The organism is Catenuloplanes japonicus (genome assembly GCF_000717135.1).
In the GTDB taxonomy this organism is placed as follows: Bacteria; Actinomycetota; Actinomycetes; order Mycobacteriales; family Micromonosporaceae; genus Catenuloplanes; species Catenuloplanes japonicus.
Genome location: NZ_JNXY01000020.1, coordinates 55,173 through 81,808, shown reverse-complemented (window position 1 = coordinate 81,808; position 26,636 = coordinate 55,173). Strand labels below are relative to the sequence as shown.

26 protein-coding genes are annotated in these 26,636 nt (G+C 72.6%); 15 read left to right on the top strand and 11 right to left on the bottom strand.

From position 1 onward, the window contains the following. Window position 1: 1 nt before the first annotated feature. From OP04_RS26240 to OP04_RS26230, 3 genes are read right to left on the bottom strand one after another with little or no spacing between them, the layout of a single operon-like run. Entirely contained in the window at window positions 2–760 is a 759-nt protein-coding gene (locus OP04_RS26240) for an ABC transporter permease (protein ID WP_033342500.1), read from the bottom strand. Then, window positions 760–1,530 (bottom strand): ABC transporter permease, encoded by a 771-nt coding sequence (locus tag OP04_RS26235; protein ID WP_033342499.1) that lies wholly within the window; start codon window positions 1,528–1,530, stop codon window positions 760–762. Before OP04_RS26235 ends, OP04_RS26240 begins: the two co-directional genes overlap by 1 nt. Next, window positions 1,527–2,498 carry an ABC transporter substrate-binding protein gene (locus OP04_RS26230; protein WP_033342498.1) on the bottom strand — a complete coding sequence of 324 codons (972 nt, stop codon included), beginning with the start codon at window positions 2,496–2,498 and terminating at the stop codon, window positions 1,527–1,529. The genes OP04_RS26235 and OP04_RS26230 overlap by 4 nt, the downstream gene beginning before the upstream one ends. A gap of 252 nt (window positions 2,499–2,750) precedes the next feature. Between OP04_RS26230 and OP04_RS26225 the strand changes: the two genes are divergently transcribed. Genes OP04_RS26225 through OP04_RS26195 form a run of 7 tightly spaced genes read left to right on the top strand, consistent with a single transcriptional unit; the run spans window position 2,751 to window position 8,819 of the window. After that, a complete protein-coding gene (locus tag OP04_RS26225; protein WP_033342599.1) occupies window positions 2,751–3,554 on the top strand; it encodes a CoA transferase subunit A in 804 nt (267 codons plus the stop codon). After that, the gene (locus OP04_RS26220) at window positions 3,551–4,309 is read left to right on the top strand and encodes a CoA-transferase subunit beta (RefSeq protein ID WP_232323744.1); all 759 of its coding nucleotides are present in this window, start codon (window positions 3,551–3,553) and stop codon (window positions 4,307–4,309) included. Before OP04_RS26225 ends, OP04_RS26220 begins: the two co-directional genes overlap by 4 nt. A gap of 1 nt (window position 4,310) precedes the next feature. Further along, window positions 4,311–5,018 (top strand): protocatechuate 3,4-dioxygenase subunit beta, encoded by a 708-nt coding sequence (gene pcaH / locus OP04_RS26215; protein WP_033342496.1) that lies wholly within the window; start codon window positions 4,311–4,313, stop codon window positions 5,016–5,018. Beyond that, the gene (gene pcaG / locus OP04_RS26210; protein WP_033342495.1) at window positions 5,011–5,547 is read left to right on the top strand and encodes a protocatechuate 3,4-dioxygenase subunit alpha; all 537 of its coding nucleotides are present in this window, start codon (window positions 5,011–5,013) and stop codon (window positions 5,545–5,547) included. Before pcaH ends, pcaG begins: the two co-directional genes overlap by 8 nt. A gap of 19 nt (window positions 5,548–5,566) precedes the next feature. Then, complete coding sequence (pcaB, locus tag OP04_RS26205; RefSeq protein WP_232323743.1) at window positions 5,567–6,871, top strand: 3-carboxy-cis,cis-muconate cycloisomerase; 1,305 nt, start codon at window positions 5,567–5,569, stop codon at window positions 6,869–6,871. Beyond that, window positions 6,868–8,007 carry a bifunctional 3-oxoadipate enol-lactonase/4-carboxymuconolactone decarboxylase PcaDC gene (pcaDC, locus tag OP04_RS26200; RefSeq protein WP_033342493.1) on the top strand — a complete coding sequence of 380 codons (1,140 nt, stop codon included), beginning with the start codon at window positions 6,868–6,870 and terminating at the stop codon, window positions 8,005–8,007. The genes pcaB and pcaDC overlap by 4 nt, the downstream gene beginning before the upstream one ends. Window positions 8,008–8,018: 11 nt before the next feature. Then, window positions 8,019–8,819, top strand: a complete 801-nt coding sequence (locus OP04_RS26195) for an IclR family transcriptional regulator domain-containing protein (RefSeq protein ID WP_033342492.1) — start codon at window positions 8,019–8,021, stop codon at window positions 8,817–8,819. Window positions 8,820–9,103: 284 nt separating this feature from the next. Here the strand turns inward: OP04_RS26195 and pcaF are convergent, their stop codons facing one another. Both pcaF and OP04_RS26185 read right to left on the bottom strand, forming a co-directional pair. Then, window positions 9,104–10,306 (bottom strand): 3-oxoadipyl-CoA thiolase, encoded by a 1,203-nt coding sequence (gene pcaF, locus OP04_RS26190; protein WP_033342491.1) that lies wholly within the window; start codon window positions 10,304–10,306, stop codon window positions 9,104–9,106. 59 nt (window positions 10,307–10,365) lie between these two features. Further along, on the bottom strand, window positions 10,366–11,298 hold the full coding sequence (locus tag OP04_RS26185; protein ID WP_051799041.1) for a serine hydrolase: 933 nt from the start codon (window positions 11,296–11,298) through the stop codon (window positions 10,366–10,368). Between the two features lie 139 nt (window positions 11,299–11,437). On the opposite strand from OP04_RS26185, the gene OP04_RS26180 reads away from it, so the two are divergent. After that, entirely contained in the window at window positions 11,438–12,730 is a 1,293-nt protein-coding gene (locus OP04_RS26180) for an FAD-dependent oxidoreductase (RefSeq protein WP_033342597.1), read from the top strand. 16 nt (window positions 12,731–12,746) lie between these two features. Here the strand turns inward: OP04_RS26180 and OP04_RS26175 are convergent, their stop codons facing one another. Next, complete coding sequence (locus OP04_RS26175; protein ID WP_033342490.1) at window positions 12,747–13,253, bottom strand: hypothetical protein; 507 nt, start codon at window positions 13,251–13,253, stop codon at window positions 12,747–12,749. 150 nt (window positions 13,254–13,403) lie between these two features. On the opposite strand from OP04_RS26175, the gene OP04_RS26170 reads away from it, so the two are divergent. Further along, window positions 13,404–13,991, top strand: coding sequence for a hypothetical protein (locus OP04_RS26170; protein WP_157240350.1), 588 nt, complete (start codon window positions 13,404–13,406; stop codon window positions 13,989–13,991). Window positions 13,992–14,183: 192 nt separating this feature from the next. Then, on the top strand, window positions 14,184–15,305 hold the full coding sequence (locus tag OP04_RS26165) for an acyltransferase family protein (RefSeq protein ID WP_051799037.1): 1,122 nt from the start codon (window positions 14,184–14,186) through the stop codon (window positions 15,303–15,305). Between the two features lie 112 nt (window positions 15,306–15,417). On the opposite strand, the gene OP04_RS26160 is transcribed toward OP04_RS26165, so the two are convergent. Both OP04_RS26160 and OP04_RS26155 read right to left on the bottom strand, forming a co-directional pair. Continuing rightward, window positions 15,418–16,812, bottom strand: coding sequence for a M20/M25/M40 family metallo-hydrolase (locus OP04_RS26160; protein ID WP_051799034.1), 1,395 nt, complete (start codon window positions 16,810–16,812; stop codon window positions 15,418–15,420). A 49-nt stretch (window positions 16,813–16,861) separates the two neighbouring features. Then, window positions 16,862–17,731, bottom strand: coding sequence for an LLM class F420-dependent oxidoreductase (locus OP04_RS26155; protein ID WP_033342488.1), 870 nt, complete (start codon window positions 17,729–17,731; stop codon window positions 16,862–16,864). Window positions 17,732–18,271: 540 nt separating this feature from the next. On the opposite strand from OP04_RS26155, the gene OP04_RS26150 reads away from it, so the two are divergent. Both OP04_RS26150 and OP04_RS26145 read left to right on the top strand, forming a co-directional pair. After that, window positions 18,272–19,198: a glycosyltransferase family 2 protein gene (locus OP04_RS26150; RefSeq protein ID WP_085066778.1), complete on the top strand. Its 927-nt coding sequence runs from the start codon at window positions 18,272–18,274 to the stop codon at window positions 19,196–19,198. Window positions 19,199–19,209: 11 nt separating this feature from the next. Beyond that, window positions 19,210–20,538 carry a glycosyltransferase family 2 protein gene (locus OP04_RS26145; RefSeq protein WP_051799031.1) on the top strand — a complete coding sequence of 443 codons (1,329 nt, stop codon included), beginning with the start codon at window positions 19,210–19,212 and terminating at the stop codon, window positions 20,536–20,538. Here OP04_RS26145 and OP04_RS26140 read toward each other — a convergent pair. Both OP04_RS26140 and OP04_RS26135 read right to left on the bottom strand, forming a co-directional pair. Beyond that, window positions 20,535–21,314, bottom strand: coding sequence for an aldo/keto reductase (locus tag OP04_RS26140; RefSeq protein ID WP_033342487.1), 780 nt, complete (start codon window positions 21,312–21,314; stop codon window positions 20,535–20,537). The genes OP04_RS26145 and OP04_RS26140 overlap by 4 nt on opposite strands. A 9-nt stretch (window positions 21,315–21,323) precedes the next feature. Then, the gene (locus OP04_RS26135) at window positions 21,324–22,127 is read right to left on the bottom strand and encodes an SAM-dependent methyltransferase (RefSeq protein WP_033342486.1); all 804 of its coding nucleotides are present in this window, start codon (window positions 22,125–22,127) and stop codon (window positions 21,324–21,326) included. A gap of 108 nt (window positions 22,128–22,235) precedes the next feature. Here OP04_RS26135 and OP04_RS26130 point away from each other — a divergent pair, with 108 nt between their 5' ends. After that, window positions 22,236–23,432, top strand: a complete 1,197-nt coding sequence (locus OP04_RS26130) for a serine hydrolase domain-containing protein (protein WP_085066776.1) — start codon at window positions 22,236–22,238, stop codon at window positions 23,430–23,432. Window positions 23,433–23,502: 70 nt separating this feature from the next. Further along, window positions 23,503–24,636, top strand: coding sequence for a serine hydrolase domain-containing protein (locus OP04_RS26125; RefSeq protein ID WP_033342485.1), 1,134 nt, complete (start codon window positions 23,503–23,505; stop codon window positions 24,634–24,636). Between the two features lie 44 nt (window positions 24,637–24,680). On the opposite strand, the gene OP04_RS26120 is transcribed toward OP04_RS26125, so the two are convergent. After that, window positions 24,681–25,841 (bottom strand): PQQ-dependent sugar dehydrogenase, encoded by a 1,161-nt coding sequence (locus OP04_RS26120; protein ID WP_033342484.1) that lies wholly within the window; start codon window positions 25,839–25,841, stop codon window positions 24,681–24,683. Between the two features lie 81 nt (window positions 25,842–25,922). Between OP04_RS26120 and OP04_RS26115 the strand changes: the two genes are divergently transcribed. Then, window positions 25,923–26,585, top strand: coding sequence for a class I SAM-dependent methyltransferase (locus tag OP04_RS26115; RefSeq protein ID WP_033342591.1), 663 nt, complete (start codon window positions 25,923–25,925; stop codon window positions 26,583–26,585). Window positions 26,586–26,636 lie beyond the last annotated feature (51 nt).

Genomic DNA, 26,636 nt, shown 5'->3' with positions numbered 1-26,636 from the left:
GTCAACCCTTCTGCGCGCGGCGCAGGCCGTGGTACCAGCCCAGGATCGCGGTCTCGGCCAGGCGGAACAGGCCGGAGAGCAGCACGCCGAGCAGGCCGAGGACGATGATGCCGGTCCACATCTCCGGGATCGCGAAGCTGCGCTGGAACTCGACGATGGTGAAGCCGATGCCGGAGCTGGCCGCGAACATCTCGCTGATCACCATGAGGATGATCGCGACGGAGAGCGCCTGGCGGGCGCCGGCGACGATCTGCGGGCCGGCGGCCGGCAGCGTCAGCCGCCAGAGCCGGGCCGGGCCGGTCAGGCCGTAGGAGCGGGCGGTCTCGGTGAGCACGCCGTCGACCGCGCGCACGCCCTCGACCGCGTTGAGCAGGATCGGCCAGACACAGCCGGACACGATGACCAGCACCTTCATGCCGTCGCCGATGCCGGCGAACAACATGATCACCGGGACCAGCACGGGTGGCGGGATCGCGCGCAGGAACTCCAGCACCGGCTCGACCGTGGCGCGCACGCGCGGGCGGCCGCCGATCAGCACGCCGAGCGCGATCCCGATGATCAGCGCGAGCGTGAAGCCGGCCAGCAGGCGCAGCAGGCTGGGGAGCACGTCGGCGCGGAGGCGGTCGAGCGTCCACACGTCCGGCGCGGACTCGATGATGGTCTGCAGCGGCGGTACGTAGAACTCCTCGCTGCCCGCGGTCGCGAACCACCAGATCGCGATCAGCACGACCGGCAGCGCGGTCCATTTCAGCACGCGCATCAGACCGCCGCCTCGCTCCGGACCGACTGGTGCCAGCGGAGCGCGCGCCGCTCGACGGCCCGCGCGCCCACGTTGATGGCGACGCCGAGCAGGCCGGTGACGACGATCAACGCATACATGTCCGCGACCGCGCCGGAGGTCTGCGCGATCGCGATCCGGGTGCCGAGGCCGGGCGCGCCGATGACCAGCTCGCCGGTGACGCAGAGGATGAGCGCGACGGCGGCGGCGAGGCGGAGGCCGGTCATCACGAACGGCAGCGCGGTCGGCCAGAGCACGTGGACGATGCGCGCGGACCGGTCCAGACCGTAGGCGCGCGCGGTCTCGTCCGCGACCGGGTCGACGTCGCGCACGCCGTAGAGCACCTGCACGAGGATCTGCCAGAACGCGGCGTAGACCACCAGGACCAGCTTGGACTCGAGCCCGGTGCCGAGCAGCACCACGACCAGCGGGATGAGCGCGACGGACGGGATCGGGCGCAGGAACTCGATCGTGGACGCGGTCAGCTCGCGCAGCAGCGGCACCGCGCCGATCAGCAGGCCGAGCGCGATGCCGGCGACGGCCGCGATCAGCAACCCGAGCACCCAGCCGTTGAGCGTGTCGCGCAGCGCGGTCCAGAACGCGGTCTCGGCCAGCTCACGGCCGAGCGCACCCACGATCTCGGTGGCCGGTGGGAGGTAGCGCGACGAAACCAGGCCGAGGCGCGGGATCACCTCCAGGATCAGCAGGAATCCCGCCAGTCCGGCCAGGCCGAGCGCGAGGCGGCCTCTCACGGCAGCAGCTTCCCCAGGTCCGGCGTGGCGTCGCCGAAGATGCCGTCCGTCTCGCCGAGGCCGGCCAGCGTCTCCAGCGAGGCCCGGTTGATCTCGACCGGCCACTTCGGCAGGATCAGCGCGGACCGCACCTCTTCGCTGATCTTGGTGTAGCTGCTGAGCACGGCGCGGACCTCGTCGGGGTGACCGTCCGCGTACGCCAGCGACTCGTTGACGGCCTCGGTGAAGCCCTTGACCAGCGCGGGATCGTCCGCGATCAGCTTGGTGCCGGCGAAGTAGGCCGCGATCGTCAGGTTCGGCGCGGTATCGGTGAAGGTGGAGGCGATCACGGTCGCGCCCGCGGCCTTCACGGTGGACAGCTGCGGCTCGACCACCCAGGCCGCGTCGACCTGGCCGCTCTCCAGCGCGGCGGGCATGTCCGGGAAGGCGATCTCGACGAACTCGATGTCGTCCGGGTCGCCGCCGGCCTTGCGGACCGACTCGCGGACCGTGGTGTCGCCGATGTTCTTCAGCGTGTTGACCGCGACCCGGCGCCCGGACAGCGCGGACGCGGAGGTGATCGGACTGCCCTTGCGCACCGCGACGCCGCCGAAGTCCTTCCCGGCCTGGCCGGTGGAGGCCGCGCCGTTCGCCACGACCTTGACCGGCACGTTCTTCGTCTGGGCGATCATCAGCGAGGTGATGTTGCTGAAGCCGAACTGGAACTCGCCGCTGAGCACGCCCGGCACGATCGCGGAGCCGCCCTGCGCGGCGACCAGGCTGAGGTCGATGCCGCGGGCGGAGAAGAAGCCCTTCTCCTTGCCGAGGTAGATGGGCGCCACGTCGACGATCGGGATGACGCCGACCGTCACCTGCTTCGGGCCGTCGGCGTCGCCGCCCGGCTCCTCCGACGAGGCACCGCCGCACGCGTTGAGGGTGGCGAGCGCCGCAGCGGCGGCGCTGAGCTTGAAGATAGAGCGGCGGCGCATGAGCAGTCTCCCGGGTGAGTTTTTGCCCCGTATTGTGCCTCAATGTCCTGTGCGCATTACGCACACACGTTCCCAGAGAGAACGTATGACGTGACCTGGGCCACGTCAATCCCGCGCGTCGATATTGTTACGTCACTATGCGTACCGACCCGCCAGCTTAGATGGCGTTGACGCTGGTCGGGGGCGGGCGTTACGTTCGTTCCACGAACTCTTGTGCGCAGGACGCACACCTTCGCCGACATCGGGAGCGCCATGGGGGAGATCACCACGCTGTCCGACGCGGTCGCCCGGCTGGTTCACGACGGGGACACGATCGCGCTGGAGGGCTTCACCCACCTGATCCCGGTGGCCGCGGGCCACGAGATCATCCGGCAGGGACGCCGCGACCTCACGCTGGTCCGGATGACGCCGGACATCGTCTACGACCAGTTGATCGGCGCCGGGTGCGCGCGCAAGCTGATCTTCTCCTGGGCCGGCAACCCGGGCGTGGGCTCGCTGCACCGGTTCCGGGACGCGGCCCAGCACGGCTGGCCGGCCCCGCTGGAGATCGAGGAGCACAGCCACGCCGGCATGGCGAACCGCTATGCGGCCGGTGCGGCCGGGCTGCCGTTCGCGGTGCTGCGCGGCTACACCGGCACGGACCTGCCCGCGCAGACCGCCACGATCAAGCCGATCACCTGCCCGTTCACCGGCGAGGTGCTGACCGCGGTGCCGGCGCTGAACCCGGACGTGGCGATCGTGCACGCGCAGCGCGCGGACCGCGACGGCAACGTGCAGATCTGGGGCATCACCGGCGTGCACAAGGAGGTCGTGCTCGCCTCCCGCACGTCCCTGGTCACGGTCGAGGAGATCGTCGACGAGCTGGAGCCACGGCCGGGCGCGATCGTGCTGCCGGGCTGGACCGTCGACTACGTGGCCCACGTCCCCGGCGGCGCCCGGCCGTCGTACGCCATGGGCTACTACGACCGAGACAACGTCTTTTATCAGGCATGGGACGACATTTCGCGGGACAGGGATGCTTTTCAGGCGTGGCTGCGGTCGGAGGTGCTGTCGTGACCCGCCCCGCACACGCCAGCGCCGGCGAGATGATGACGGTCGCGGCGGCCCGCGCGCTGAAGGACGGCGACCGCTGCTTCGTCGGCATCGGCAAGCCCAGCACCGCCGCGAACCTGGCCCGGCGTACGCACGCGCCCCGCCTGGTCCTGGTCTACGAGTCCGGCACGATCGGCGCGAAACCGGGCAGGCTGCCGCTCTCCATCGGCGACGGCATCCTGGCCGAGACCGCGGACACGGTGGTCTCCGTGCCGGAGATCTTCAACTACTGGCTGCAGCCCGGCCGGATCGACGTGGGCTTCCTCGGCGCGGCCCAGCTCGACCGGTTCGGCAACATCAACACGACGGTGATCGGCGACGACTACGCGGATCCGCGTGTGCGGCTGCCCGGCGCCGGCGGCGCGCCGGAGATCGCGGCGTCCTGTCGCGAGGTCATCGTGATCGTGACGCACAGCCGGCGTACGTTCGTGGAGAAGGTCGACTTCGTCACCTCGGTCGGCTTCGGCGCCGGGCCGGGCGACCGGGAGCGCCACGGGCTGCGCGGCACCGGCCCGCGGCTCGTCGTGACGGATCTCGGCGTCCTCGCGCCGGACCCGGAGACGTGCGAGCTGACGCTGACCCACCTGCACCCCGGCGTCACCCGCGACCAGGCCCGCGCCGCGACCGGCTGGGAGCTGCGGATCGCGACGGACCTCACCACCACCGAGCCGCCGAGTGAGACCGAGCTGAGCGTGCTCCGCGCGCTCGAGGAGGCGTGACATGCGCAGTTACAGACGCGACGACGGTACGACGCATCCGCCGCTGCTCTCCCCCGGCTACAGATCGACGGTGCTGCGGGCGCCGCGCGAGCAGTTCGTGCTGCTGCCGCACACGCTCACCGAGGTGACCGGGCCGTTGCTGGGCGAGGGCCGGGTCTCCGCGGAGGACTCCGACCTGACGCTCGCCCCCGGCGGCGAGGCCCAGGGCCAGCGGATCATCGTGCACGGCCAGGTGCGGGACGCGGACGGCCGGCCGATCCCGCACACGCTGGTCGAGGTGTGGCAGGCGAACGCGGCCGGGCGGTACCAGCACCGGTGGGACCAGCACGACGCGCCGCTGGACCCGTACTTCACGGGCGTGGGGCGGTGCCTGACGGACTCCGACGGGAACTACCGGTTCGTAACGGTCAAGCCGGGCGCGTACCCGTGGGGCAACCATCCGAACGCCTGGCGGCCCGCGCACATCCACTTCTCGCTGCTCGGGCGCGCGTTCACCCAGCGCCTGGTCACGCAGATGTACTTCCCGGACGACCCGCTGTTCGCCTACGACCCGATCTTCAACTCGATCCGGGACGAGAAGGCGCGGCAGCGGCTGGTCTCCACGTTCGACCTGTCCGCGACCGTGGACTCGTGGGCGCTCGGCTTCCGCTTCGACATCGTGCTGGCCGGGCTGGACGGGACGCCGACGGAGGAGCCGCACGATGACTGAGCTCGGGCTGACGCCGTCGCAGACGGTCGGGCCGTACCTCTCGATCGGGTTGCCCTGGCCCGACGGCCCGGAGGTGGTCGCGCCCGGCACGCCGGGCGCGGTGCGGCTCGCCGGCACGGTCTTCGACGGGACCGGCGCGGTCGTGCCGGACGCGCTGATCGAGACCTGGCAGGCGGACCCGGCCGGCGCGTTCGGCCCGGAGACCGGCTTCCGTGGATTCGGCCGGTGTCCCACCGACGACGCCGGCGACTGGGCGATACTCACGCTGAAGCCGGGCATCGTGCCGGACCGTGGGGGGCGTCCGCAGGCGCCGCACATCGACGTCTCGGTGCTCGCCCGCGGCCTGCTGCACCGGGTGGTGACGCGCATCTACTTCGCGGACGAGGCGGAGGCGAACGCGGCCGATCCGGTGCTGGCCACGGTTCCGGAGCATCGCCGGTCCACGCTGGTCGCGGTCGCGGCGCCGGGCGGGTACCGGTTCGACATCCGGCTCCAGGGGGACCATGAGACCGTCTTCTTCGCCATCTGACCGCGGCCTTTTCGGGGGCGTGCTGTCCGCGGGCCCGGTGCACGACGCCGTGAGCGACCAGGCCTGGCTGCAGGCGATGCTGGACGCGGAGGCCGCGCTGGCCCGCGCCCAGGCCCGGCTCGGGCTGGTCACCCCCGCGGCCGCGGCCGCGATCACGGAGGCCTGCCGGGCCGCGCGCTTCGACGCGGCCGCGATCTCCCGCGACGCGGCCGGTGCCGGAAACCCCGTCGTCCCGCTGGTACGCATGCTGCGCGCCCAGCTGCCGCCCGACGTGGCCCGGCAGGCGCACGCCGGCGCGACCAGCCAGGACATCATCGACTCGGCCGCCATGCTGGTCGCGCACCGCGCCACCGGACCGTTGCGCGCGGACCTGGCCTCGGCCGCGGACCTGGCCGCCTCGCTGGCCGCCGCGCACCGGGACACGCCGATGGCCGGGCGGACGCTCCTGCAGCAGGCCTTGCCCACGACGTTCGGGCTGGTCGCGGCCGGGTGGATGACGGCGCTGGACGCGGCCGGCGCCCGGCTGGCCCGCATGCGGCACGGGACTCCGGCGGCACAGCTCGGCGGCGCGGTGGGCACGCTGGCCGCATTCACGGAGGGCCGGTCGGGCGAGGACGGGATCGTGCTGATCAGTGCGTTCGCGGACGAGCTGGGGCTGAACGAGCCGATCCTGCCCTGGCACACCGACCGGGGCCGGATCGCGGAGCTGGCCGGGGCGCTCGCGGGCGCGGCCGGCACGATCGCCAAGATCGCGCAGGACGTGGTGCTGCTGGCGCAGACCGAGGTCGGCGAGGTCCGCGAGGGCGGCGGCCGTGGTGGTTCCTCCTCCATGCCGCACAAGGCGAACCCGATCGCCGCGATCTCCGCGGCCGCCTCCGCCGCGCGCGCCCCGGGCCTGGCCGCCACGCTCTACGCCGCCATGCCGCACGAGCATCAGCGCGCGGCCGGCGCCTGGCACGCGGAGTGGCTGCCGCTCACCGACCTGCTGCGCGCCACCGGCTCCGCCGCCCACTGGCTGCGCGACTGCCTCGGCACCCTGGAGATCGACACCGCCCGCATGCGCGCCAACCTGGACCTGACCGGCGGCGCGCTGCTGGCCGAGCGCATCGCGGCGGCGCTGTCTCCCTCCGTCGGCAAGGATGCCGCCCACGACCTGGTGGCAGACGTGATCCGCGGCGGCGGTTCGCCGGCCGACGACCCGCGCATCGCCGCCCGCCTGTCCCGCGACGAGGTCGCCGCGCTCCTCGACCCTGCGGCCTACCTGGGCAGCGCCGGCGCGCTGGTCGACCGCGCCCTCTCCTACCACCCGAAGGGTGACGCATGACGGCCGTGGAACTGCATCACGTGGTCGACGGGCCGGTGGGGGCGCCGGTGGTGCTGCTGCTGAACTCGCTGGGCAGTGATCTGCACATGTGGGATCCGCAGATGCCGGCGTTGAGCAGGCGGTTCCGGGTGGTGCGCTGTGATGCGCGGGGGAACGGGCGCTCACCCGTACCCCCGGGGGATTATGACCTTGAGGATCTGGGGCGGGACGCGCTGGCGCTGCTGGATCGGCTCGGCATCGCGAAGGCGCACGTCGTGGGACTCTCGCTCGGCGGGATGACCGCGATGTGGCTGGCCGCGCACGCGCCGGAGCGGGTGGACCGGATGGTGTTGTGCTGCACGTCCGCGCGGTTGGGGCCGCCGGAGGGCTGGGCGGAGCGGGCCCGGACCGTGCGGGCGGACGGCGTCGGGGCGATCGCGGACGCGCTGCTCGGCCGCTGGCTGACGGCGGGATTCGCGCAGCGGCACACCGACCTGGCCGCGGACCTCAAGAGCATGATCCTCAAGACCCCGCCCGAGGGGTACGCGCGCTGCTGTGCCGTCATCGAGCACCTGGACCTCCGCCCGGACCTGCCGCGCATCACCGCCCCCACGCTGGTGATCGCCGGACGCGACGACCCGGCCACGCCGCCGTCGCACGCGCAGGTCATCGTGGACGGGATTCCCGGCGCGCGCCTGGCCGTGCTGCCCGAGGCCGCGCACCTGGCCAACGTGGAACGCCCGGACGCGGTCACCGCGCTGCTGCTGGACCACCTGGAGACCCGCCCGGACAACCCCCGCGACGCCGGCATGATCGTGCGCCGCCAGGTGCTCGGCGACGCGCACGTGGACCGCGCGGCCGAGGCCACCACGCCGCTGACCGCGCCGTTCCAGGACTTCATCACGCGGTACGCCTGGGGTGACGTCTGGTCCCGCGACGGCCTCGACCGGCGCAGCCGCAGCATGATCACGCTGGCCGTACTGACCGCGCTGCACTGCCACGACGAGCTGGCCATGCACGTGCGCGCGGCCCGCCGCAACGGCCTGACCGCGGCGGAGATCGGCGAGGTGCTGCTGCACACCGCGGTCTACGCGGGCGTGCCGGCGAGCAACGCCGCGCTGGCCGTCGCGCGCCGGGTCCTCGCGGACGAGGGGTAGGGTGGCTCAGCGTGACTGACACTGCTCGGGAGGGCCACTTCGTCCAGTCGCTGGAACGCGGCCTGGCGGTGATCCGGGCGTTCGACGCCGCCCACCCGGAGCTGACGCTCAGTGAGGTCGCGCGCATCTGCGACCTGACCCGGGCGGCCGCGCGCCGGTTCCTGCTGACGCTGACCGACCTCGGCTACGTGCACACGGACGGGCGGCTGTTCCGGCTCAGCCCGCGTGTGCTCGAGCTGGGATATGCGTACCTGTCCAGCATCTCGCTCCCCGAGGTCGCCGAGCCGCACCTGGAACGGCTGGCCGCGGAGGTGCACGAGTCCTCGTCCGTGTCCGTGCTGGACGGCGACGACGTGGTCTACGTGGCCCGCGTCCCCACCAGCCGGATCATGACCGTGTCGATCAACGTGGGCACGCGCTTCCCCGCCTACGTCACGTCGATGGGCCGGGTGCTGCTGGCCGCGGTCCCGGCCGGGGTGCTGGACGACTACCTCGCGCGCGTGGAGCTGCGGCGGCTGACCTCCCGCACGATCACGGACGCGGCGCGGCTGCGGGCGGAGCTGGCCCGGGTGCAGGCGCAGGGCTACGCGATCGTCGACCAGGAGCTGGAGGAGGGCCTGCGCTCGATGGCCGTGCCGGTCCGCGACCGCCACGGCGGCGTGGTCGCGGCCGTGAACGTCTCCGTCCACGCCAGCCGCACCTCCACCGACGCGCTCCGCCGCGACCTGCTCCCCCCGCTGCTGGCCGCGGCCGCCCGCATCGAGTCCGACCTCCGCGTCACCGGCTCCTCCCCCGCCCTCCGCGCGGTCTGATCGCGACCCCGCACGGTCCGATCGCGACCCCGCACGGTCCGATCGCGACGCGTCCCGCGCCCGGGTTCCCGGGAGCACCGCGGAACCGGCTCCGACCGACGGTCGGAAGCGGAGCGCCGGCGGAGTCTTCCGATCATCGGAGGTTTGCCCGCGGGAGCAACGCTGCCGCACCACGCCGGAAGCGGGAAATGATCTGGTGTTTCCGCACCACGACCATGATCCAGGCGTCACTCACGTCGTTCCAACGACTTCGATGACGCCTGGATCACCAGAGGGCGGCGCCGCTAGGGCTTCTCCAGGAGCAGGCTGATGCCCTGACCGACGCCGATGCACATGGTGGCCAGCGCGCGGGAGGCGTCGCGGTCGGCCAGCTCCAGGGCCAGCGTCAGGGCGAGGCGCGCGCCGCTCATGCCGAGCGGGTGGCCGAGCGCGATGGCGCCGCCGTGCGGGTTGACGTGGGGCGCGTCGTCGGGGAGGCCGAGCGCGCGCAGCACCGCGAGCGCCTGCGCGGCGAACGCCTCGTTCAGCTCGATCAGGTCGAGGTCGGCGACGGTGAGACCGGCCCGTGCCAGCAGTTTCCGGGTCGCGGGGACAGGACCGAGGCCCATGACCCGAGGGGGTACGCCCGCGGTGGCGGCCCCGGTCACCCGGGCCAGCGGCGTCAGTCCGTAACGGGCGACCGCGTCACCGCTGGCGACGAGCAGCGCGGCCGCGCCGTCGTTGACGCCGGCCGCGTTGCCCGCGGTGACCGTGCCACCGGCCCGGAACGGCGTGGGCAGCTTCGCCAGCCGGTCGAGGCCGGTCTCGCGCGGGTGCTCGTCCGTGGCGACCACGATCGGCTCGCCGCGCCGGACCGGCACCGTGACGGGAACGATCTCCCGGTCCAGCCGCCCGCTCGCCTGGGCCTCGGCCGCGCGCTGCTGGGAGCGGAGCGCGAACGCGTCCTGGTCCTCGCGGGAGATGCCGTGGTCAGCGGCGACGTTCTCCGCGGTCTCGCCCATCGAGTCGATGCCGTACTGCTTCTCCATCAGCGGGTTGACCAGCCGCCAGCCGAGCGTGGTGTCCGCGATCTCGGCCGACCGGGAGAACGCGGAAGCGGCCTTGGGCAGCACGAACGGCGCCCGGCTCATGCTCTCCACGCCGCCGGCGACCAGCAGGTCCGCCTCGCCGGCGCGGATCGCGCGGGCCGCGTAGGAGACGGCGTCCAGGCCGGAGCCGCACAGCCGGTTGACGGTGGTGCCGGGCACGTCGACGGGGAGCCCGGCGAGCAGCGCGCCCATCCGGGCGACGTTGCGGTTGTCCTCGCCGGCCTGGTTGGCGCAGCCGAGGACGACGTCGTCGAGCGCCTCGGGGTCGACGGAGCCGAAGCGGGCCAGCAGCGCGCGGATGACGTGGGCGGCCAGGTCGTCCGGGCGGACCGGGGCCAGCGCGCCGGCGTAGCGGCCGATCGGGGTTCGTACGCCACCGACGATGTACGCCTCGGCCATGAGACCCTCCCGAGAATCAGGTGTTCGTCATCCGCACACAAGTGCGTCCAGCGTACCGCCTAGACGCCCAACTGCTCCCTGGTCATCGTGGCGACCTTCTCCACATGGTCGACGCCGGTCCGGTAGCCCTCGTTGCCGTGCGAGAGCACGACCAGGACCAGGTCGGCCTCGTCGCCGGTGATGCGGCCGACGCTGTTGACGATCCACTCGCCGTCCTCGGTGTCGCGGCTCAGCCAGCCGTTCTTCAGCGCGGTCCGCTCGCCCTCGGCCGCGGCCGCGCTGATGCCCCAGTCCTGGTTCTCGTCGATCGAGGTCATCAGGCCGGTCGCGGTCTCGCGCGAGTAGCCGGTGAACAGGTCGCCGCCGAGCAGCGTGCCGACCAGCCTGGCCTGGTCGTTCGGTGTGGTGGTGGTCAGGCCCCAGCTGTCGTCCACCGGCACGGTGCCGGACAGGCCGATCCGCGCGTTCGCCGCGGTCAGGCCGGCCGCCTGACCGAGCCCGGCGTAGAGCGTGGTGGCCGCGTCGTTGTCGCTGACGCCGATCATCCGGGTGGCCAGCTCCAGCTCCCGGGCGGTCAGATCGCGGTTCTCGTCCTGTGCCCGGAGCAGCAGCGCGGCCAGGATGTCCACCTTGGCGACGCTGGCGGACTCGAACGACTCGTCGCCGAAGTAGTCGAACGCGAGCCCGGTGCGGTTGTCGACCAGCGTGACCGCGAACTCCGCGCCGCCCTGGGCGTACGCGGTGAGCGCCGCGGTCAGCCCCTCGCCCTTCGCCTCCCACGCGCGGCGCGCCTCGACCGCGGGGTCGGCTGACGCGGCCGCAGGGTCGGCTGACGCGGCCGCGGCCGCGGGCGCTCCCGGGCCCTCCGCGCCCTCCGCGCTCGGGAGCCAGGCGGCGTTGCCGCTCAGCGCCGGCAGCAGCAGCGCCGAGCCGGCGACGACCAGTGCGGCCGCGACCGAGGTCAGCAGCAGGTGCAGGGAGTTCCGTGGCATGACAGGAACGCTGCCAGTCGTATCTCGACGGCGTCTCAAGAACGGTCCCAAGAAGTCTGTCAAGGCGGTACCTCGTGATCAAAATCGACGTTCAATAATGGATAGCGGTCACGGAATGACGACGTTTAAGGAGCGGAGCGTGTCCAAACCAACGAACGCGATCGTCATCGGTGCCGGGATCGCGGGGTTGTGCGCGGCTCGCGCGCTCGCCGACCGCTTCGCGGAGGTGACCGTCGTGGACCGGGACCGTCTCCCCGATGAGCCCTCCACCCGTAGAGGTACCCCACAGTCAGCGCATGCACACGGGTTGCTCATCTCCGGTCGCCGCGCGCTGGAGGAGCTGTTCCCCGGGCTCGGCGACGAGCTGATCGCGGCCGGGGCGGTCCTGCTGGACTCGGCCGGCGACCTGCTGGTCCACCGCGAGGGCCGGTTCTGGCCGCGCTTCCCGGTCGGGCTGGACATCCTCTCGGTCAGCCGCCCGCTGCTGGAGCACACGATCCGCCGCCGTGTCCTCGCGCTGCCGCACCTGACCGTCCGCTCCGGGGCCGCGGTCTCCGGTCTGCTGCCCGCCGCCGACGGCGTGGGCGGCGTGCGCCTCGACAGCGGGGAGCGGCTGCCCGCGGAGCTGGTCGTGGACTGCAGCGGCCGCAACACGCGCTCCGACCGCTGGCTCGCGGAGCTGGGCTTCCCCGCGCCGGCCCAGGAGGAGGTGCGCATCCACACGGAGTACGCCACGCGTGTCTACCCCCGCGCGCCCGGCGACGCCGACGGCGCCAAGGCGGTCCTGATCTCGCCGGTCGCGCCGCACGAGACGCTGACCGGCATCGCCTGGCCACTGGAGGGCGACCGGTGGATCATCTCGGTCGTGGGCGTGCACAACTCCCTCGGTTCCTATGAGGACAGCCTGGGGAAGCTGCCGGTGCCGCTGCTCGGCGACCTGACCGCACGCGCGGAGCCGCTGACCGACGTGACGGTGCACAAATATCCGGCCAGCCGACGACGCCATTTCGACAAACTGCGCAAACTGCCCTCGGGGTACGCGACGGCCGGCGACGCGTTCTGCAGCTTCAACCCGGTCTACGGGCAGGGCATGGCCTGCGCCGCGCTGCACGCGCTCGCGCTCGGCCGCCTGCTGGACGGGCACCCCGGCGCGCCGGCCGGCTTCGCCCGGGAGTTCTACACGGAGATCGCCCGGATCAGCGCGACGCCGTGGCGTTTCTCGACCGGCGCCGACCTGGCCTACCCGGAGACGAAGGGCCGGCGTCCGCGTGGCGGCGCGCTGCTCACGCCCTATCTCACCCGGCTGAACCGGGCCGCGGTGACCGACCCGGAGGTGCGGCGCCTGTGGCTGGAGGTCCAGCACCTGCTGCGGCCGGCCGGCGACCTCTTCCGGCCCGGCGCGGTGCTGCGGGTGCTGCGCGGCGGGCGGTGAGGCCCGCCGCGCGACGCTACTTACACTCCCCGGCCTCGGTGCGCTTCGCGATCGCCGCGTCGGCACCGGCCGCGTACTCCACCAGCGTGGTGCCGGGGTCGAACTGCCAGACGGTCCCGACCAGGCGGGACGTGCCGTGCTCGCTGATGCCGTCGCGCCGCCAGCCGACGTCGACCGTGGTGTCGTCGATCGGGGTGACGCGCTCCAGCTCGAACGCGGCCGCGGTGAGCGCGGGGCAGGCCTCGTTCGTCCTCACGTAGACGTCCTTGGCGATCTCGTCCTTGGCCGCGTCCGTCCACGCGTCCCAGGCCGTGGCCCAGTCACCCGCCTTGATCGCCGCGAACTGGGCGTTGACCGTGTCGAGCGCCTCCGCCACGTTCGCACTCTTCGGCACGACCGGCGCGGGCGCCGAGCCGCCGACGCCGGGTGTGGCCGAGCCGGGGGCGGTGCCGCAACCGGCAAGGGCGCCGATGAGCGCGGTCGCCAGGGCCGTCGTCACCAGCAAGCCGCTGGTCCAGCGCATGACTGTCCTCCGTCAGTCTGCGCGCCACGGCACGGATTGCCGCGGCGCTGGGGATGCCCTGTCGCCCGGCCGACCCCGGCAGCCTAGCCGAACCCATGCACTCTCGTCGATGCTCCCTCCCGTACCCCCGGGAGGTGGAATTCTGTGTGGATGAGAAGTCCCGGCAGGTGCGCAGCGCTGCTCACGGCCGTGCTCCTCACCGGCTGCGGCGGATCGCCCGCGCCGGGTCCCTCGGCCTCCCCGGCACCGCCGCCCTGCACACCGGACACCGGCACGATCGCCTGGGACGCGCCGGCCTCGACGCCCACGCTGTTGCAGGTGGTCGCGCGCTTCCTGAACGACGACCTCACCACCTGGCGGGATCTCGTGGACCGCCCGATCACGCCGGAGGTGACCGGCGACGGCACGGACCGCACCTGGATCCCGACGCTGGCCAGATCGCTCGGCGAGCACCTCAACCTGAGCCTCGGCGCGGCCTCGTCGCCCGACTCCGAGCTGGAGAGCCTCCGCACGATGCTGGAGGGGTCGACACAGAAGGGCTGGGTGCTCGGCTACTCCGGCACCTCCGTGGTCAAGGCGGGCTTCCGGGTCACCTGCGGCGGGGGCTCCACACCGGTCGCCGGCACGCTCACCACGTGGAACAGCATCGACGCGGGCTTCCTCTCCTGCGACGACACGGCCGCCCGCGACCAGCCTTCCGATTACGGAGAGGTCTGGACATATTGCCCCACGGATTGATCGGCCCCCAAGATCTTCCATTCTCACCCTTTGTGTAAGGTCTCGCAGATTGCCCGGCGCGAGCCGGATCCTGCGACACGACATGGCGGGTGCGGCATGACCAGCGTGACCTCGGTGCCGGCGGCGGAAACGGCACGGGCGCCACTGTCCCGCTTACCGTCATTGACGGGACTACGCTGGGTAGCCGCGTTCATGGTTTTCGGCTTCCACGTCGGCACGCTGAACCTGATCCAGCCGGACCGCTGGCACAAGGCCTGGGACAGCATCTTCGGCCTGGGCGCGTCCGGCGTCTCGTTCTTCTTCGTGCTGAGCGGCTTCGTGCTGGCCTGGTCGGCCCGGCCCGGCGACACCAAGCTCGGCTTCTGGCGCCGGCGGCTCGCCAAGATCTACCCGAACCACCTGGCCATGTTCCTCATCGTGCTGCTGGTGATGGTGGCCTGGGGCGACCGGCTCGACCTCACACCGGTGCTGGCCAACCTGTTCCTGGTGCAGACCTGGCCCTGGGCGGACGGCTACGCCTACACGGTCAACTCGGTCAGCTGGACGCTCTGCTGCGAGTTGTTCTTCTACCTGTGCCTGCCGTTCGTGCTGCCGACGCTGCGCCGCGTCCCGACCGGCTGGATCTACGCCGGACTGATCGCGCTGCCGCTGCTCATCCTGCTGATCTCCAACCCGGAGGGCGACGGCGGCCTGTTCCCGCTGGTCCAGTTCGTGCCGGACCACTACCACTGGTGGTTCACCCAGATGTTCCCGCCGGTGCGCAGCCTGGAGTTCTGGACCGGCGTGCTGGCCGGCGTGCTGCTGACCCGCCGCCACTGGTTCGGCCCCGGACTGTGGACCTCGACCGCGATCTTCCTGGCGATCTACGTGGCGTGCTCGCTCTGGATCCCGGGCAGCTACCACATGGCGCTGCTCACCGTGGCCTACACGGTCCTGATCGGCGGCGGCGCGAAGGCGGACCTGAGCGGCGCCCGCTCGCCGTGGCGGTGGCCGGTGCTGGTCTGGCTCGGCGAGGTGTCGTTCGCGTTCTACCTGGTGCACGTGGCGCTGATCGGCAACGTGCTGCGGCTGCTGGACCGCGGCGGCAAGGGCTGGGACCCGCTGCCGGCCGCGGGCGTGATCATCGTGTCGGTGGCCGGCTCCCTGTTCGCGGCCTGGCTGCTGTTCACGCTGGTCGAGAAGCCTGCGATGAAGCTGCTGGTCCCCCGCAGGCGTCCCCCGGCGCCGACCTCCGAGACCTCCTCCGGCGACGCGGCGCCGTCCTCCGGCGACTCCGGCTCGGCGGCACTCGACCCCGCCTCAGCCACCCGCTAGTCCGACGTTCAGGTGATCGGGGCGTTCCTCACGACATCAGGGACGCCCCGATCTTGATGTCCGGGCTGCGGGGGCGGACGCTTGCGGCGACGGGCCGCGCGTCAGGCGCGGGTCACGCGCCCGGGACCGGGAACGCGACCGGGCTGCGCTTCCCCGCCGCGTCGACCGCACGGACGCCGAAGAACACATTGTCCTTGGAGAGCGTGACCGTCGCGGTGGTGGCGGCACCGACGTCGATCGCGTGTGTCCAGTCCGGCGCCGTGGTCTCGCGCCAGACCACCTCGTACCGCGCGGCACCGGGCTGCCAGCGGAGCGTGGTGTCGTTGGTCAGGTTGGAGGTGACGACGGTGGCGCCCTTCGGCGTGCCGGGCCCCTGCGCCAGCGACCAGAGAACGGCGCCGTTCACCCTGGCCACCCGCGCGATGAACGGGAAGTCGCAGAACTCTGGCAGGTCGCCGTACTGCACACCGCCCTCGACCCGGACGTCCTGGTGCTGGTGCGCGAAGTCCTCCCGCGGCTCGGTGAAGCGCGCCGCCGGGTAACCCTGCTGCAGGAACGGGATCTGGTCACCGCCGCGCAGGTAACGGTCCCGCCGGTAGATCACCCGGATCTCCATGCCGGTGTCCCTGTTCGCCCCGGTGCCGAGCGCGAAGCGGGCGAGCTGGCGGGCCGGGGAGTCGTTCTCCCCGCCGACGGACTGCCGGGTCGCGGCCTGCGCGGGCGTCTCCGAGCTGGGCACGCCCTCGGCGAAGAGCCGGATCGTGTGTGCGCCGCCGGGCTCGTTGGGCGCGCCCACGATGTCGTCCGTGAACATGCCCTGCACATCCGTGCCGGCGGCCTTGAGCTGGGCGGCCAGGTGCGCGGCGCCGTAGAGGCCCTGCTCCTCGCCGGCCACGGCCGCGAAGATGATCGTGGCCTTGACGTGCCGGGTGGCGAACACGCGGGCCAGCTCCATGGAGACCGCGACGCCGGACGCGTCGTCGTCCGCGCCGGGTGCGTCGGAGGTGGCGTCCATGACGTCGGTGACGCGCGAGTCGTAGTGGCCGGAGACCAGGTAGACGCGGTCGGGCTCCTCGTCGCCGCGCAGCGTGGCCAGCACGTTCGTGATGACGGTGGGGACCGGGACCCGGTTCGCGGGCTCCTGCGTGTACGACTGCTTGCGCACGGTCATCCGGCCGCCGGAGGCCGCGGCGTAGCGGCCGAGCTCCTCGAAGATCCAGTCGCGGGCCGCGCCGATGCCCCGGGCCGGATCGTCCTGCACGGAGAGCGTGTGCCGGGTGCCGAACGACGCGAGCTTCCGGACGATCGCCTCGATCCGGGCCGGCGAGACCTCACGCAGCGCACGCCGCAACTCCGCATCCGGCGGCTGTGGCACGACGGGTCTGCCCGGCCCGGTGACCGAAGCCTCGGCAGGTGACGGGACGGCCAGCACGGCGGGGACGGCGGCGGCAGCGGTCAGCACGGCGCGGCGGCCCACGCCCGGTCGATCGACGGAATCGATGCCCATAACGGCATCCTATCGATTCGACTGGATATCCGGGGGCCGCCGCGACAGCTCAGATCTTCGAGGCCTCGGGGATCACGCGGTCGCGGAAGAGCGCCAGCGTCGCCGGGTCGCTGAGGTTCTTGACGCCGCCGTGCGCGACCGTGAAGCCGAGCCGGCTCGCCGCCGCCAGCCCCTCCAGCGTCTCGTCGACGCGGGAGCCGTTCTCGCCCAGGTCGTACCGGAAGAGGCAGGTCTTCTCGATCTCGTCGTAGTCGCGGCCGACGTCCTTGCAGTGCTGCTTGAGCACCTCCAGCTTGTGCCCGGTCTCCGCGGAGAGGAACAGGTTGCAGGAGTCCGCGTACTGCGCGACGAGCCGCAGCGTCTTCTTCTCGCCGCCGCCACCGATCAGGATCGGCACGCGCGGGCCGATCGGCCGCGGGTTGTTGAGCGTGCGCCCGAGTGTGTAGTGCTTGCCCTCGAAGCTCCCCTCCGGCCCGTCGAACATCTGCCGGACGATCCGCAGCGACTCCTCCAGCCGCTCGAACCGTTCCTTGAGCGGCGGGAAGAACAGGCCCAGGCCGCGCGACTCGTCCTCGTTCCAGGCCGCGCCGACGCCGAGCATGGCGCGGCCCCGGGAGAGCACGTCGAGCGTGGTGACGATCTTGGCGAGCAGGCCGGGCTCGCGGTAGACCACGCCGGTGACCAGCGTGAGCAGCTTGGCGCGGCTGGTGTGCGCGGCCAGGAAGCCCAGCGTGGTGTACGCCTCGAGCATGTCGTTCTCCGGCGGGCCGTGCACCGCGATCTGCCAGACGTGGTCCATGACGCTGATCCGGTCGAAGCCGGCCTCGTCCGCGTCCCGGGCGATCCGGGCCAGCGTCGGCGCCAGCTCGTCGGTGGTGACCGGCCAGGTGAAGTTGGAGATGTGCAGGCCGAGTTTCACGACGCCGCCCTTCTATCGAGCAGATGATCGGACAGCCAACACTACGGCCGTCGCCACCATCGCGGGCGCCGAAAACGGGGACAATTCTCCGGTCCGCAGGTAGCGCAGTCCGTCCCACGGCGGAGGTGCTCGTGAGCGGTTCTCGGATGCCCGCAGACACACGGCTTGACCTGCACATAAGCAGCCTATGTGCAGGCCGGTCGCCGCTGGACAGCAACCCGCCGATCACGCTCAGTAACTTTTAGGATTTGTGGCCGAGTCCACAACATGACATTGCGTAATCACGTTTCAGGCCCTCCGGGGCGGTCGTCACCGGCACCGGACATGCCCTCGTCCGGCCCCGGGCGCCCGCATTCCGTAACGGTGTAAACCGTGACTCCCGTGGCCGGTGGGGCTGAACACAACCCCTGGTGAAGCGCCTTATAAGGCTCGCGTGAAGCCAGCCCCCGGATCCACCGGGTTGACTCTTCGTGATCAGCGGCTAGGTTCAGGACCCACGCCGCTCTCCCCCGACGGCGCTGGTCCGTTGAAGGGAACCGCATGTCACCCTCGGTGAACTCCGACGACGTCTCCCCGGTCACGGTGGTCATCCCGTGCCATACCGAGCGCCGTTGGACCACGCTGGTCCAGGCCGTCGAGTCCGCGAAGGCACAGACGCCCGCGCCCGCCGAGATCGTGGTGGTGGTCGACCACAACGCACGGCTGTTCGACAAGATCAAGCACGAGCTGGACGGCATCACCGTGCTGGCCAACCGCTTCCGCCGCGGCGTGGCCGGCACCCGCAACTCCGGCGCGTTCCACGCGATCACGCCGCTGGTCGCGTTCCTGGACGACGACGTGCGCGCCCACGAGGGATGGCTGGCCGGTCTGCTCGCGCCGTTCGCGGACCCGGCCGTGACCGGCGCCGGCGGCGCGATCCTCCCGGCCTGGAGCGGCCGCCGCCCGGACTGGTTCCCGGACGAGTACCTGTGGGCGGTCGGCGCCACGCACAGCCCGCTGCCGGCCGGCGTCACGCCCGCGACCGAGGGTTCCAGCATGGCCGTGCGCCGCGAGGCGTTCGCGGCCGTCGGCGGCTTCCCCGAGTCCCACGGCCGGGCCAGCGACCGCCTGCACTCCCGCGAGGACGAGCTGTGCCGGCGGATGAGCGAGAGCGGCCGGTGGGTGTTCGTGCCGGACGCGCGCATCCATCACCCGGTCGGGCCGGAGCGCATGACGTTCCGCTTCTTCCTGCACCGCTGCTTCGCCGAGGGTCAGGCCGCGGTCATCGTCGGCCGCGACCGGCGCACGTCCCGGGGCGCGCTGCTGCGCAACATGCGCGCGGGTTCGCTGCGCCGGTCGTGGGCCGTGGTCGCCGGCATGACCGCGACCGCGATGGGCAGCATGATCGAGCTGACCACCGGGCAGCCCGTGCCCCGGCCGTCGGTCGCCGACAACCGCAGGAAGATCGCCGCCGGGGTACGCCGATGAGCCTCCCCGGCATGGAACACGCGATCCGGCGGATCCTGCGCCCGGTGCGTCTGACCCGGTCCGCGCTGGTCCGCGACATCGAACTGCACGAGCCGCTGCCGCGGATCCCCGCGGTCGACGTGGACGGGCGCCGGGTCGCCCACGCCTGGCTGCTGGTCCGCGTGTTCAGCGAGCCGGTCGGCACGCTGCTGCTGGAGATCCCGGACGGCGGGCTCTCCCCCGAGTCGCTCGCGGACGCGATCGACGCGCAGCTCGGCGCGGCGGTGCGCCGCCGGCTGGAGACGGCCGGCGTGAGCGGCCGCGGTCCACTCCCGCTGGACGGGCTGGTGCCCCGGGTCGTACCCCCGTATCTGTCCGAACGGGTGTCGGTGCTCGCGAATCCGCCCGAGCTGACCGTGGTGGTGTGCACCCGCGACCGGCCGGACCTGCTGGCGCGCTGCCTGGACGGCCTGCTGGCCCAGGAGTACCCGCGGTTCCGGATCCTGGTGGTGGAGAGCGCCGAGCCCTCCACCGACGTCGTGGAGCTGGTGCAGGACGCGGCCCGCGCGGCCGCGACGACGGGCCGGGTGACCGTGGACCACGTCCGGGAGCCGCGCCCCGGTCTGTCGCACGCGCGGAACCGGGCGGTCGGGGCCGCGCCGGGCGAGATCCTGGCCTGGATCGACGACGACGCGGTGCCGGATCCGTACTGGCTGTCCGAGATAGCCCGCGCGCTCCTGCTCCACCCGGACGCGGACGTGATCACCGGCGCGGTCGTGCCGGCATCGCTGGAGACCGAGGCGCAGCTGTGGGCGGAGCGGCTGACCCGGCGGTCCTTCGCGCCGTCGCGGTTCGGACCGGCCACGGAGCACCTGCGGCACCCGCTGGCCGTGATGCCGCCGGTGGGCGCCGGGACCAACATGGTGTTCCGCCCCGGCGTGCTCGAGCGGATCGGCGGCTGGGACGTGGCGCTGGGCGCCGGGACGCCGGCCGTGCGGGCCGAGGACATTCTCGCGTTCACGCAGGTCAGGCTGCACGGCGGCACGATCGCCTACGAGCCGGCCGTGCTGGTACGACAGGACTCCGGCCGGGACCTCGACGCGGTGCGCGACCGCCTGGCCGGCGACGGAACCGGCATCGGTGCGGCCTACACCGCGCTGCTGATGGCGGACCCGGTGCTGGCGCTGCAGCTCCCCGCCCTGATGCGACGGCTGCTGCGCGAGTCCCGGACGCTCACGGACGCGCCGGCCCCGCTGCGGGACGCGTTCCGTGCGGGTCTGCGGGCGGGCCCCCGGGCCTACCTGACCGGGCTCCGGGACGAACGACGGCGACGGGTGGCCGAGCGGTACCTCGGGATCTAGAGCTTGTCCAGCGTCTGCATCTCGGCGTCGGTGAGCGCGAAGCCGAACAGGTCGATGTTCTCGGCGATGCGCTCGGGCCGCACCGACTTGGGGATGATGACGATCCGGTGCTGCAGGTGCCAGCGCAGGACCACCTGCGCCGGCGTCTTCCCGTGGCGCGCCGCGATCTCCAGCAGCGCCGGCGCCGACATCGGGGTGCGCTTGATCGGGCCGTAGCCCTCGACCACCACGTTGCGGGCCCGGAGGTCGGCCAGCAGCGCGGCGTCGTGCCGGGCCGGGCTCCACGGGACCTGGTCGACGACGGGCGGGCGCCCGGTCGCGTCGGTGAGCTCGTCGATCTGCTCCGGCGAGTAGTTGCTGACGCCGATGGACCGGACGAACCCGTGGTCCTGGGCGCCGATCAGCTCCCGCCAGACCTCGGGCGCGGCCAGGCCGCCCGGCGGCCAGTGGATCAGCCAGAGGTCGACCTGCTGCACGCCGAGCTTGCGCAGGCTGCCGGTGAGCGCCTGCTTCTCCCGCCCGGCGTCCTCGGACAGCAGCTTGGTGGTGATGAAGACGTCCTCGCGCGGGACGCCGCTGTCGCGCAGGGCCCGGCCGACCTCGGCCTCGTTGTCGTACATGGTGGCGGTGTCGATGTGCCGGTAACCGGCGTCGAGCGCGGCGCGGGTCGCGGTGTAGGCCTCGTCGCCGCGCGTGCGCCAGGTGCCGAAGCCGATCATCGGCATCTCGGCGGTGGATCCGTCGGGCAGCGGAAGTGTCACCGTAGGGACCGTCATGTGCTCAATCTATCGCGATGTGTGCCCCACGGCCGCGAGCCCGGGATACACCTCGGGCCGGGCCGGCAGACCCTCCTCCGGCCGCCACGCCGCCATGTAGACCAGGCCCGGCTCGACCAGGTCGTAGCCGTCGAGCAGCGCGGCCACCTGCGCGCGGGAGCGCATGGTCATCGGCGTGGCGGTCCGCGTGTAGAACTGCCGGTGCTCCGCGGCCCGGTCGCCGCGCTCGCCCTGGGTGGAGTGGCAGATCGCGAGTGCGCTGCCGGGCGCGGACGCGTCGCGGTACGCGGCCACGATGCGGGCCGGGTCGTCCTCGTCGCTCACGAAGTGCAGCACCGCGACCATCAGCACGGCCAGCGGCTGGTCCGGGTCGATGGTGGCGCGCACGTCCGGGTGGGCGAGCACCGCGGCCGGGTCGCGCAGGTCGGCCTGGATCGCGACCACGCCGGGCACGCCCTTGAGCAGCGCGGTGCCGTGCGCGACCGCGATCGGGTCCCGGTCCACGTAGGCCACCGTGCAGGACGGGTCGACCGCGCGGGCGACCTCGTGCACGTTGCCGGCGGTCGGGATGCCGGAGCCGAGGTCGAGGAACTGGCGGATGCCGGACCCGGCCAGGTACTGGACCGCGCGGCGCAGGAACGCCCGGTTGGCCCGCATGATCATCGGTAGTTCCGGCCAGTGCGCGATCGCCTCGTCGCCCAGCTGCCGGTCGACCGCGAAGTTGTGCGCGCCGCCGAGGTAGTAGTCGTACACGCGGGCCGCGTTGGGCCGGTCGAGGTCCACGCCCTCCGGCACCCAGTCGACTGTCTGCACGTGATCTCCCGTCTCCTGCCCGGAGGAACGCATCGACGGTGGTCGGCGTTCACGATTCGGCGTGGTGATCCATACCCAGAATGTGTCGCGGGACGACACACTTGCAGGATGACCGTGCGCGCGAGGATCCCCGCAGCGGTGATCGTGCTGCTCACCGGCGTTTCGCTGACCGCGTCCGTGCCGCCGGCCGGGAGCGCGGAGCGCCCGGTGGCCGGCGCCGCGCCCACCGTGGCCGAGCCGAGACCGGAGCCCAGACCGGAGATCCCCGCGCCGGCCGTGCCGATGGACGCGTTTCAGCAGAGTCTGAACGGCCTGGTCACGGCGGACCGGTTCCCCGGCGCGATCGCGGCGGTCCAGGAGCCGGGCGACGGCGGCGTGCGGGACTACACCGCGGGCGTCGGTGACCTGGCCACGGGCGCGCCGGCGCCGGTCAACGGCTACGTGCGGATCGGTAGCAACACCAAGTCGTTCGTCGCGGTGGTGGTGCTCCAGCTGGTGGCGGAGGGCCGGGTCGAGCTGCACCGGTCGATCCAGACCTACCTGCCGGGCCTGGTGCCGCGCGGCAAGGACATCTCCGTGCGCCAGCTGCTGCAGCACACCAGCGGCCTGCCGAACTACACCGAGCACATGGAGGACGAGGACTTCGACGAGCGCCGGCACGTCTACCGCACGCCGGAGGAGCTGCTCAAGATCGCGTTCGCGCAGGGGCAGGTGTTCCCGCCGGGCGCGGGCTGGCAGTACAGCAACACGGGGTACGTGGTGCTGGGCCTGATGATCGAGCGACTCACCGGCCACCCGGTCGCGGAGGAGATCGGCACCCGGGTGATCACACCGCTGGGCCTGCGGGAGACGTACTTCCCGGCCGCCCGGGACGAGTCGATCCGCGCGCCGCACCCGCGCGGCTACGAGGACGATCCGCGCGACGACGTCACCGAGTCCGACCCGTCGTGGGCGTGGGCGGCCGGCCAGATGATCGCCACCCCGCGCGACCTGAACACGTTCTTCCGCGCGCTGCTGGTCGAGGGCCGCCTGCTCGGCCCGGTCGAGCTGGCCGAGATGCGCACCACCGTGGACACCTACGACCAGATGTGGCCCGGCGTCCGCTACGGCCTCGGCCTGACCAGCACGCCGCTGAGCTGCGGCGGCGTCTACTGGGGCCACGGCGGCGATGTGCCCGGCTTCGAGACGCGCGGCGGCGTCCGGGACGACGGCCGCGCGGTCCAGGTCGCGGTCACCGCCGGCCCGGACGGGCGCGCGCAGCACCTGCACGTGGTCGCGGCCGTCGACCGGGCGATGTGCGGGTAGGGAAACCCCTACCCCGGAGAGGGTGACTACCACCATCGATTCCGGGGTGCGGCACGGCGAGGCTGGTCGCATGACACTCCTCGGACGCACCGCCGCGTCGCTGGCACTCCTCGGACGCACCGCCGCGTCGCTGGCACTGCTCGGCGGCATCGCGCTGGTCGCACCGGCACCGGCGGCGGCCGCCACGAAGAACGACGTGCAGCGCAGGCTGGACTCGCTGGTCACGGCGGACCGCTTCCCGGGCGCGATCGCCGCGGTCCGGGACCGTGCCGGGCGTACCCGCGACTACACCGCCGGGGCCGGGGACCTGCGCACCGGGGCGACACCGCCGGTCGACGGCTACGTCCGGATCGGCAGCAACACCAAGACGTTCACGGCCGTGGCCGTGCTGCAGCTGGTCGGCGAGGGCGCGGTCCGGCTGGACGCGCCGGTCGAGACGTACCTGCCGGGCCTGGTGCCGGACGGCGCGCACATCACGGTCCGGCAGCTGCTGCAGCACACCAGCGGCCTGGCCAACTACACCGACCTCATCCCGGACGAGGAGTACACGACCGGCCTGCACCACTACCGGGAGCCGCGGGAGTTGCTGGACATCGCGTTCGCGCACGCGCCGGACTTCGCGCCGGGCACGTCGTGGAAGTACAGCAACACCGGGTACATCGTGCTCGGCCTGCTGATCCAGCGGGTGACCGGGCGCCCGCTGGCCGAGCAGATCACCACGCGGGTGATCGACCGCGCCGGGCTGCGCGAGACGTACTTCCCCGGCGTCGGCGACGAGTCGATCCGCACGCCGCACCCGCGCGGTTACGACGGGCCGGAGCGGGTGGACGTGACCGCGATGGATCCGTCCTGGGGCTGGGCCGCCGGTCAGATGATCGCCACGCCGCGCGACCTGAACGCGTTCTTCCGGACACTGCTGTCCGGCGGGCTGCTCCGCCCGGCCGAGCTGGCCGAGATGCGCACCACGGTGGACGCGTCGGCAGGCCTGTGGCCCGGCGCCCGGTACGGTCTCGGGCTGGCGAGCACGCCGCTGACCTGCGGCGGCGTCTACTGGGGTCACGGCGGGGACATCCCCGGCTTCGAGACGCGCGGCGGCGCCACGGAGGACGGGCGAGCGGTCGCGGTCGCGCTCACCACGACGCCGCAGGAGGAATCGCGGCACCAGCACGTGATCGGCACCGTCGACGCCGCATTCTGCGGATAAAACCGGACAGGACCGGAAAGCCCAGCCGGGGGTACGTTCCGGTCCTACGAGGCCGGGAAGCGGAGGATACGGTCGTCGCCGTTACGGACGTCGCCGCGGCCGTCCGTGTTGGACGTGCTGACCCAGAGCGCGCCGTCCGGCGCGACCGCGACCGTGCGGATCCGGCCGTACTTCTCGCGGAACTCCGCCTTCGGCTCGCCGGTGTCCGTGCCGTTCAGCGGGATCGTCCACACCCGTTCGCCGCGCAGCGCGGCCACGTAGATCGTGTCCCCGGCGATCGCCATGCCGGACGGCGACGACTCCGCGGTGGTCCAGGTGACCTTCGGGTTCGCGAACGCGGCGTTCTTGGAGCCGCCCTCCACCTCCGGCCAGCCGTAGTTCTTACCGGCCTCGATCAGGTTGACCTCGTCCAGCCGGTTCTGCCCGAACTCGGTGGCCCACAGCCGTCCCTCCCGGTCGAAGGCGAGGCCCTGCACGTTGCGGTGGCCGAGCGAGAATATCGGCGAGCCCTCGGTCGGGTTGCCGGGCGCGGCCTTGCCATCGGGCGTGAGCCGCAGGATCTTGCCGTTCGGGCTGCGCGGGTCCTGCGCGCGGGGCTTCACGTTCGCGTCGCCGGTGCCGACGTAGAGCAGCCCGTCCGGGCCGAACACGATCCGGCCGCCGTTGTGGATGTTCGCCTTCGCGATGCCGGTGAACAACTCCTCCGGCTCGCCGCCGACCCCCTTGTGGTCCGCGTCGACCTTGACGCGCACGATCCGGTTGTCGTCCGCGGCCGTGAAGTAGACGTAGAGCCAGCGGTCGGTGGCGAAATCCGGGCTGACCGCGATGCCGAGCAGCCCGCCCTCGCCGGCCGGCTCCACGCCGGGCACCTCGTAGATCTCGGTCGCGGCGCCGCCACCGGCCGGGATGTGCCTGATCTTCGCGGTCTCCCGCTCCGCGACGAACGCGGACCCGTCGGCCAGGAACGTCAGGCCCCACGGCACGTCGAGGCCCTTCGCCATCTCCTTCGGCGCCGCGGCCAGATCCGGCGGGCCGGCCGGCGCGGGCGGGGCGGCGGACGGCGACGGCGCGGGCGCGTCCACGGAGGCCGGTGGTGGCGGGGGCGCGCTGGTGGCGGCCGCCTCGGGCGCCTCGTCCCCGCCGCAGCCGGACGCCAGCACCACCACCAGTGCCAGCCCCAGACCGATCCCTACCCGCTGCGTCATGCCGGACCTCCCGCGTGGTTTCCTACTTCCTACCCGGTTCACCGGAACCGCGCTCGGTTCCCCCGCTCGCCCCTGGAGTCGATCGCCGTGTCCGCGTCCGAGTTCGTGCTGGCCCACACCCGGCTCGCGCCGGTGCCGTTCGTGCCCGAGGTGCGGCTGCACCTGGCGCAGGACGCGATCGACCTGTGGGAGCACACGGAGTCGCACACCGGCGAGTCCCAGCCACCGCCGTTCTGGGCGTTCGCGTGGGCCGGTGGGCAGGCCGTGGCCCGCCACATCCTGGACTTTCCCGACATCGTACGCGGAAAGACCGTTCTCGACCTCGCCTCGGGTTCCGGGCTGGTCGCGATCGCGGCCGCGCTGGCGGGTGCCCGGCACGTGATCGCGAACGACATCGACCCGTACGCGGTCGCCGCCGTCACGCTCAACGCACGGGCGAACGGCGTACCTGGAACGGTGACGCCGAACGGCGAGGATCTGCTGACCGGACCGGCTAGCCCGGACGTGGACGTGCTGCTGGCCGGCGACGTCTTCTACAGCAAGGAGATGTCCGCGCGCATGCTCGCGTTCCTGGAGCGCGCGGCCGCCGCCGGCACGGAGGTGCTGGCCGGGGACCCCGGGCGGGCCTATCTGCCGCACGAGCGCCTCACCGTGGTCGCCGGCTACGACGTGCCGATGGTCGGCGCGCTGGAGAACGCGGACACCAAGCGCGCGACCGTGCTGCGCCCCGCGACCCCCGTTTAGGCGTCAGGAACCCCGGCCGGGGGTGGCTCGTTGGCGCTGTATCCACACGAA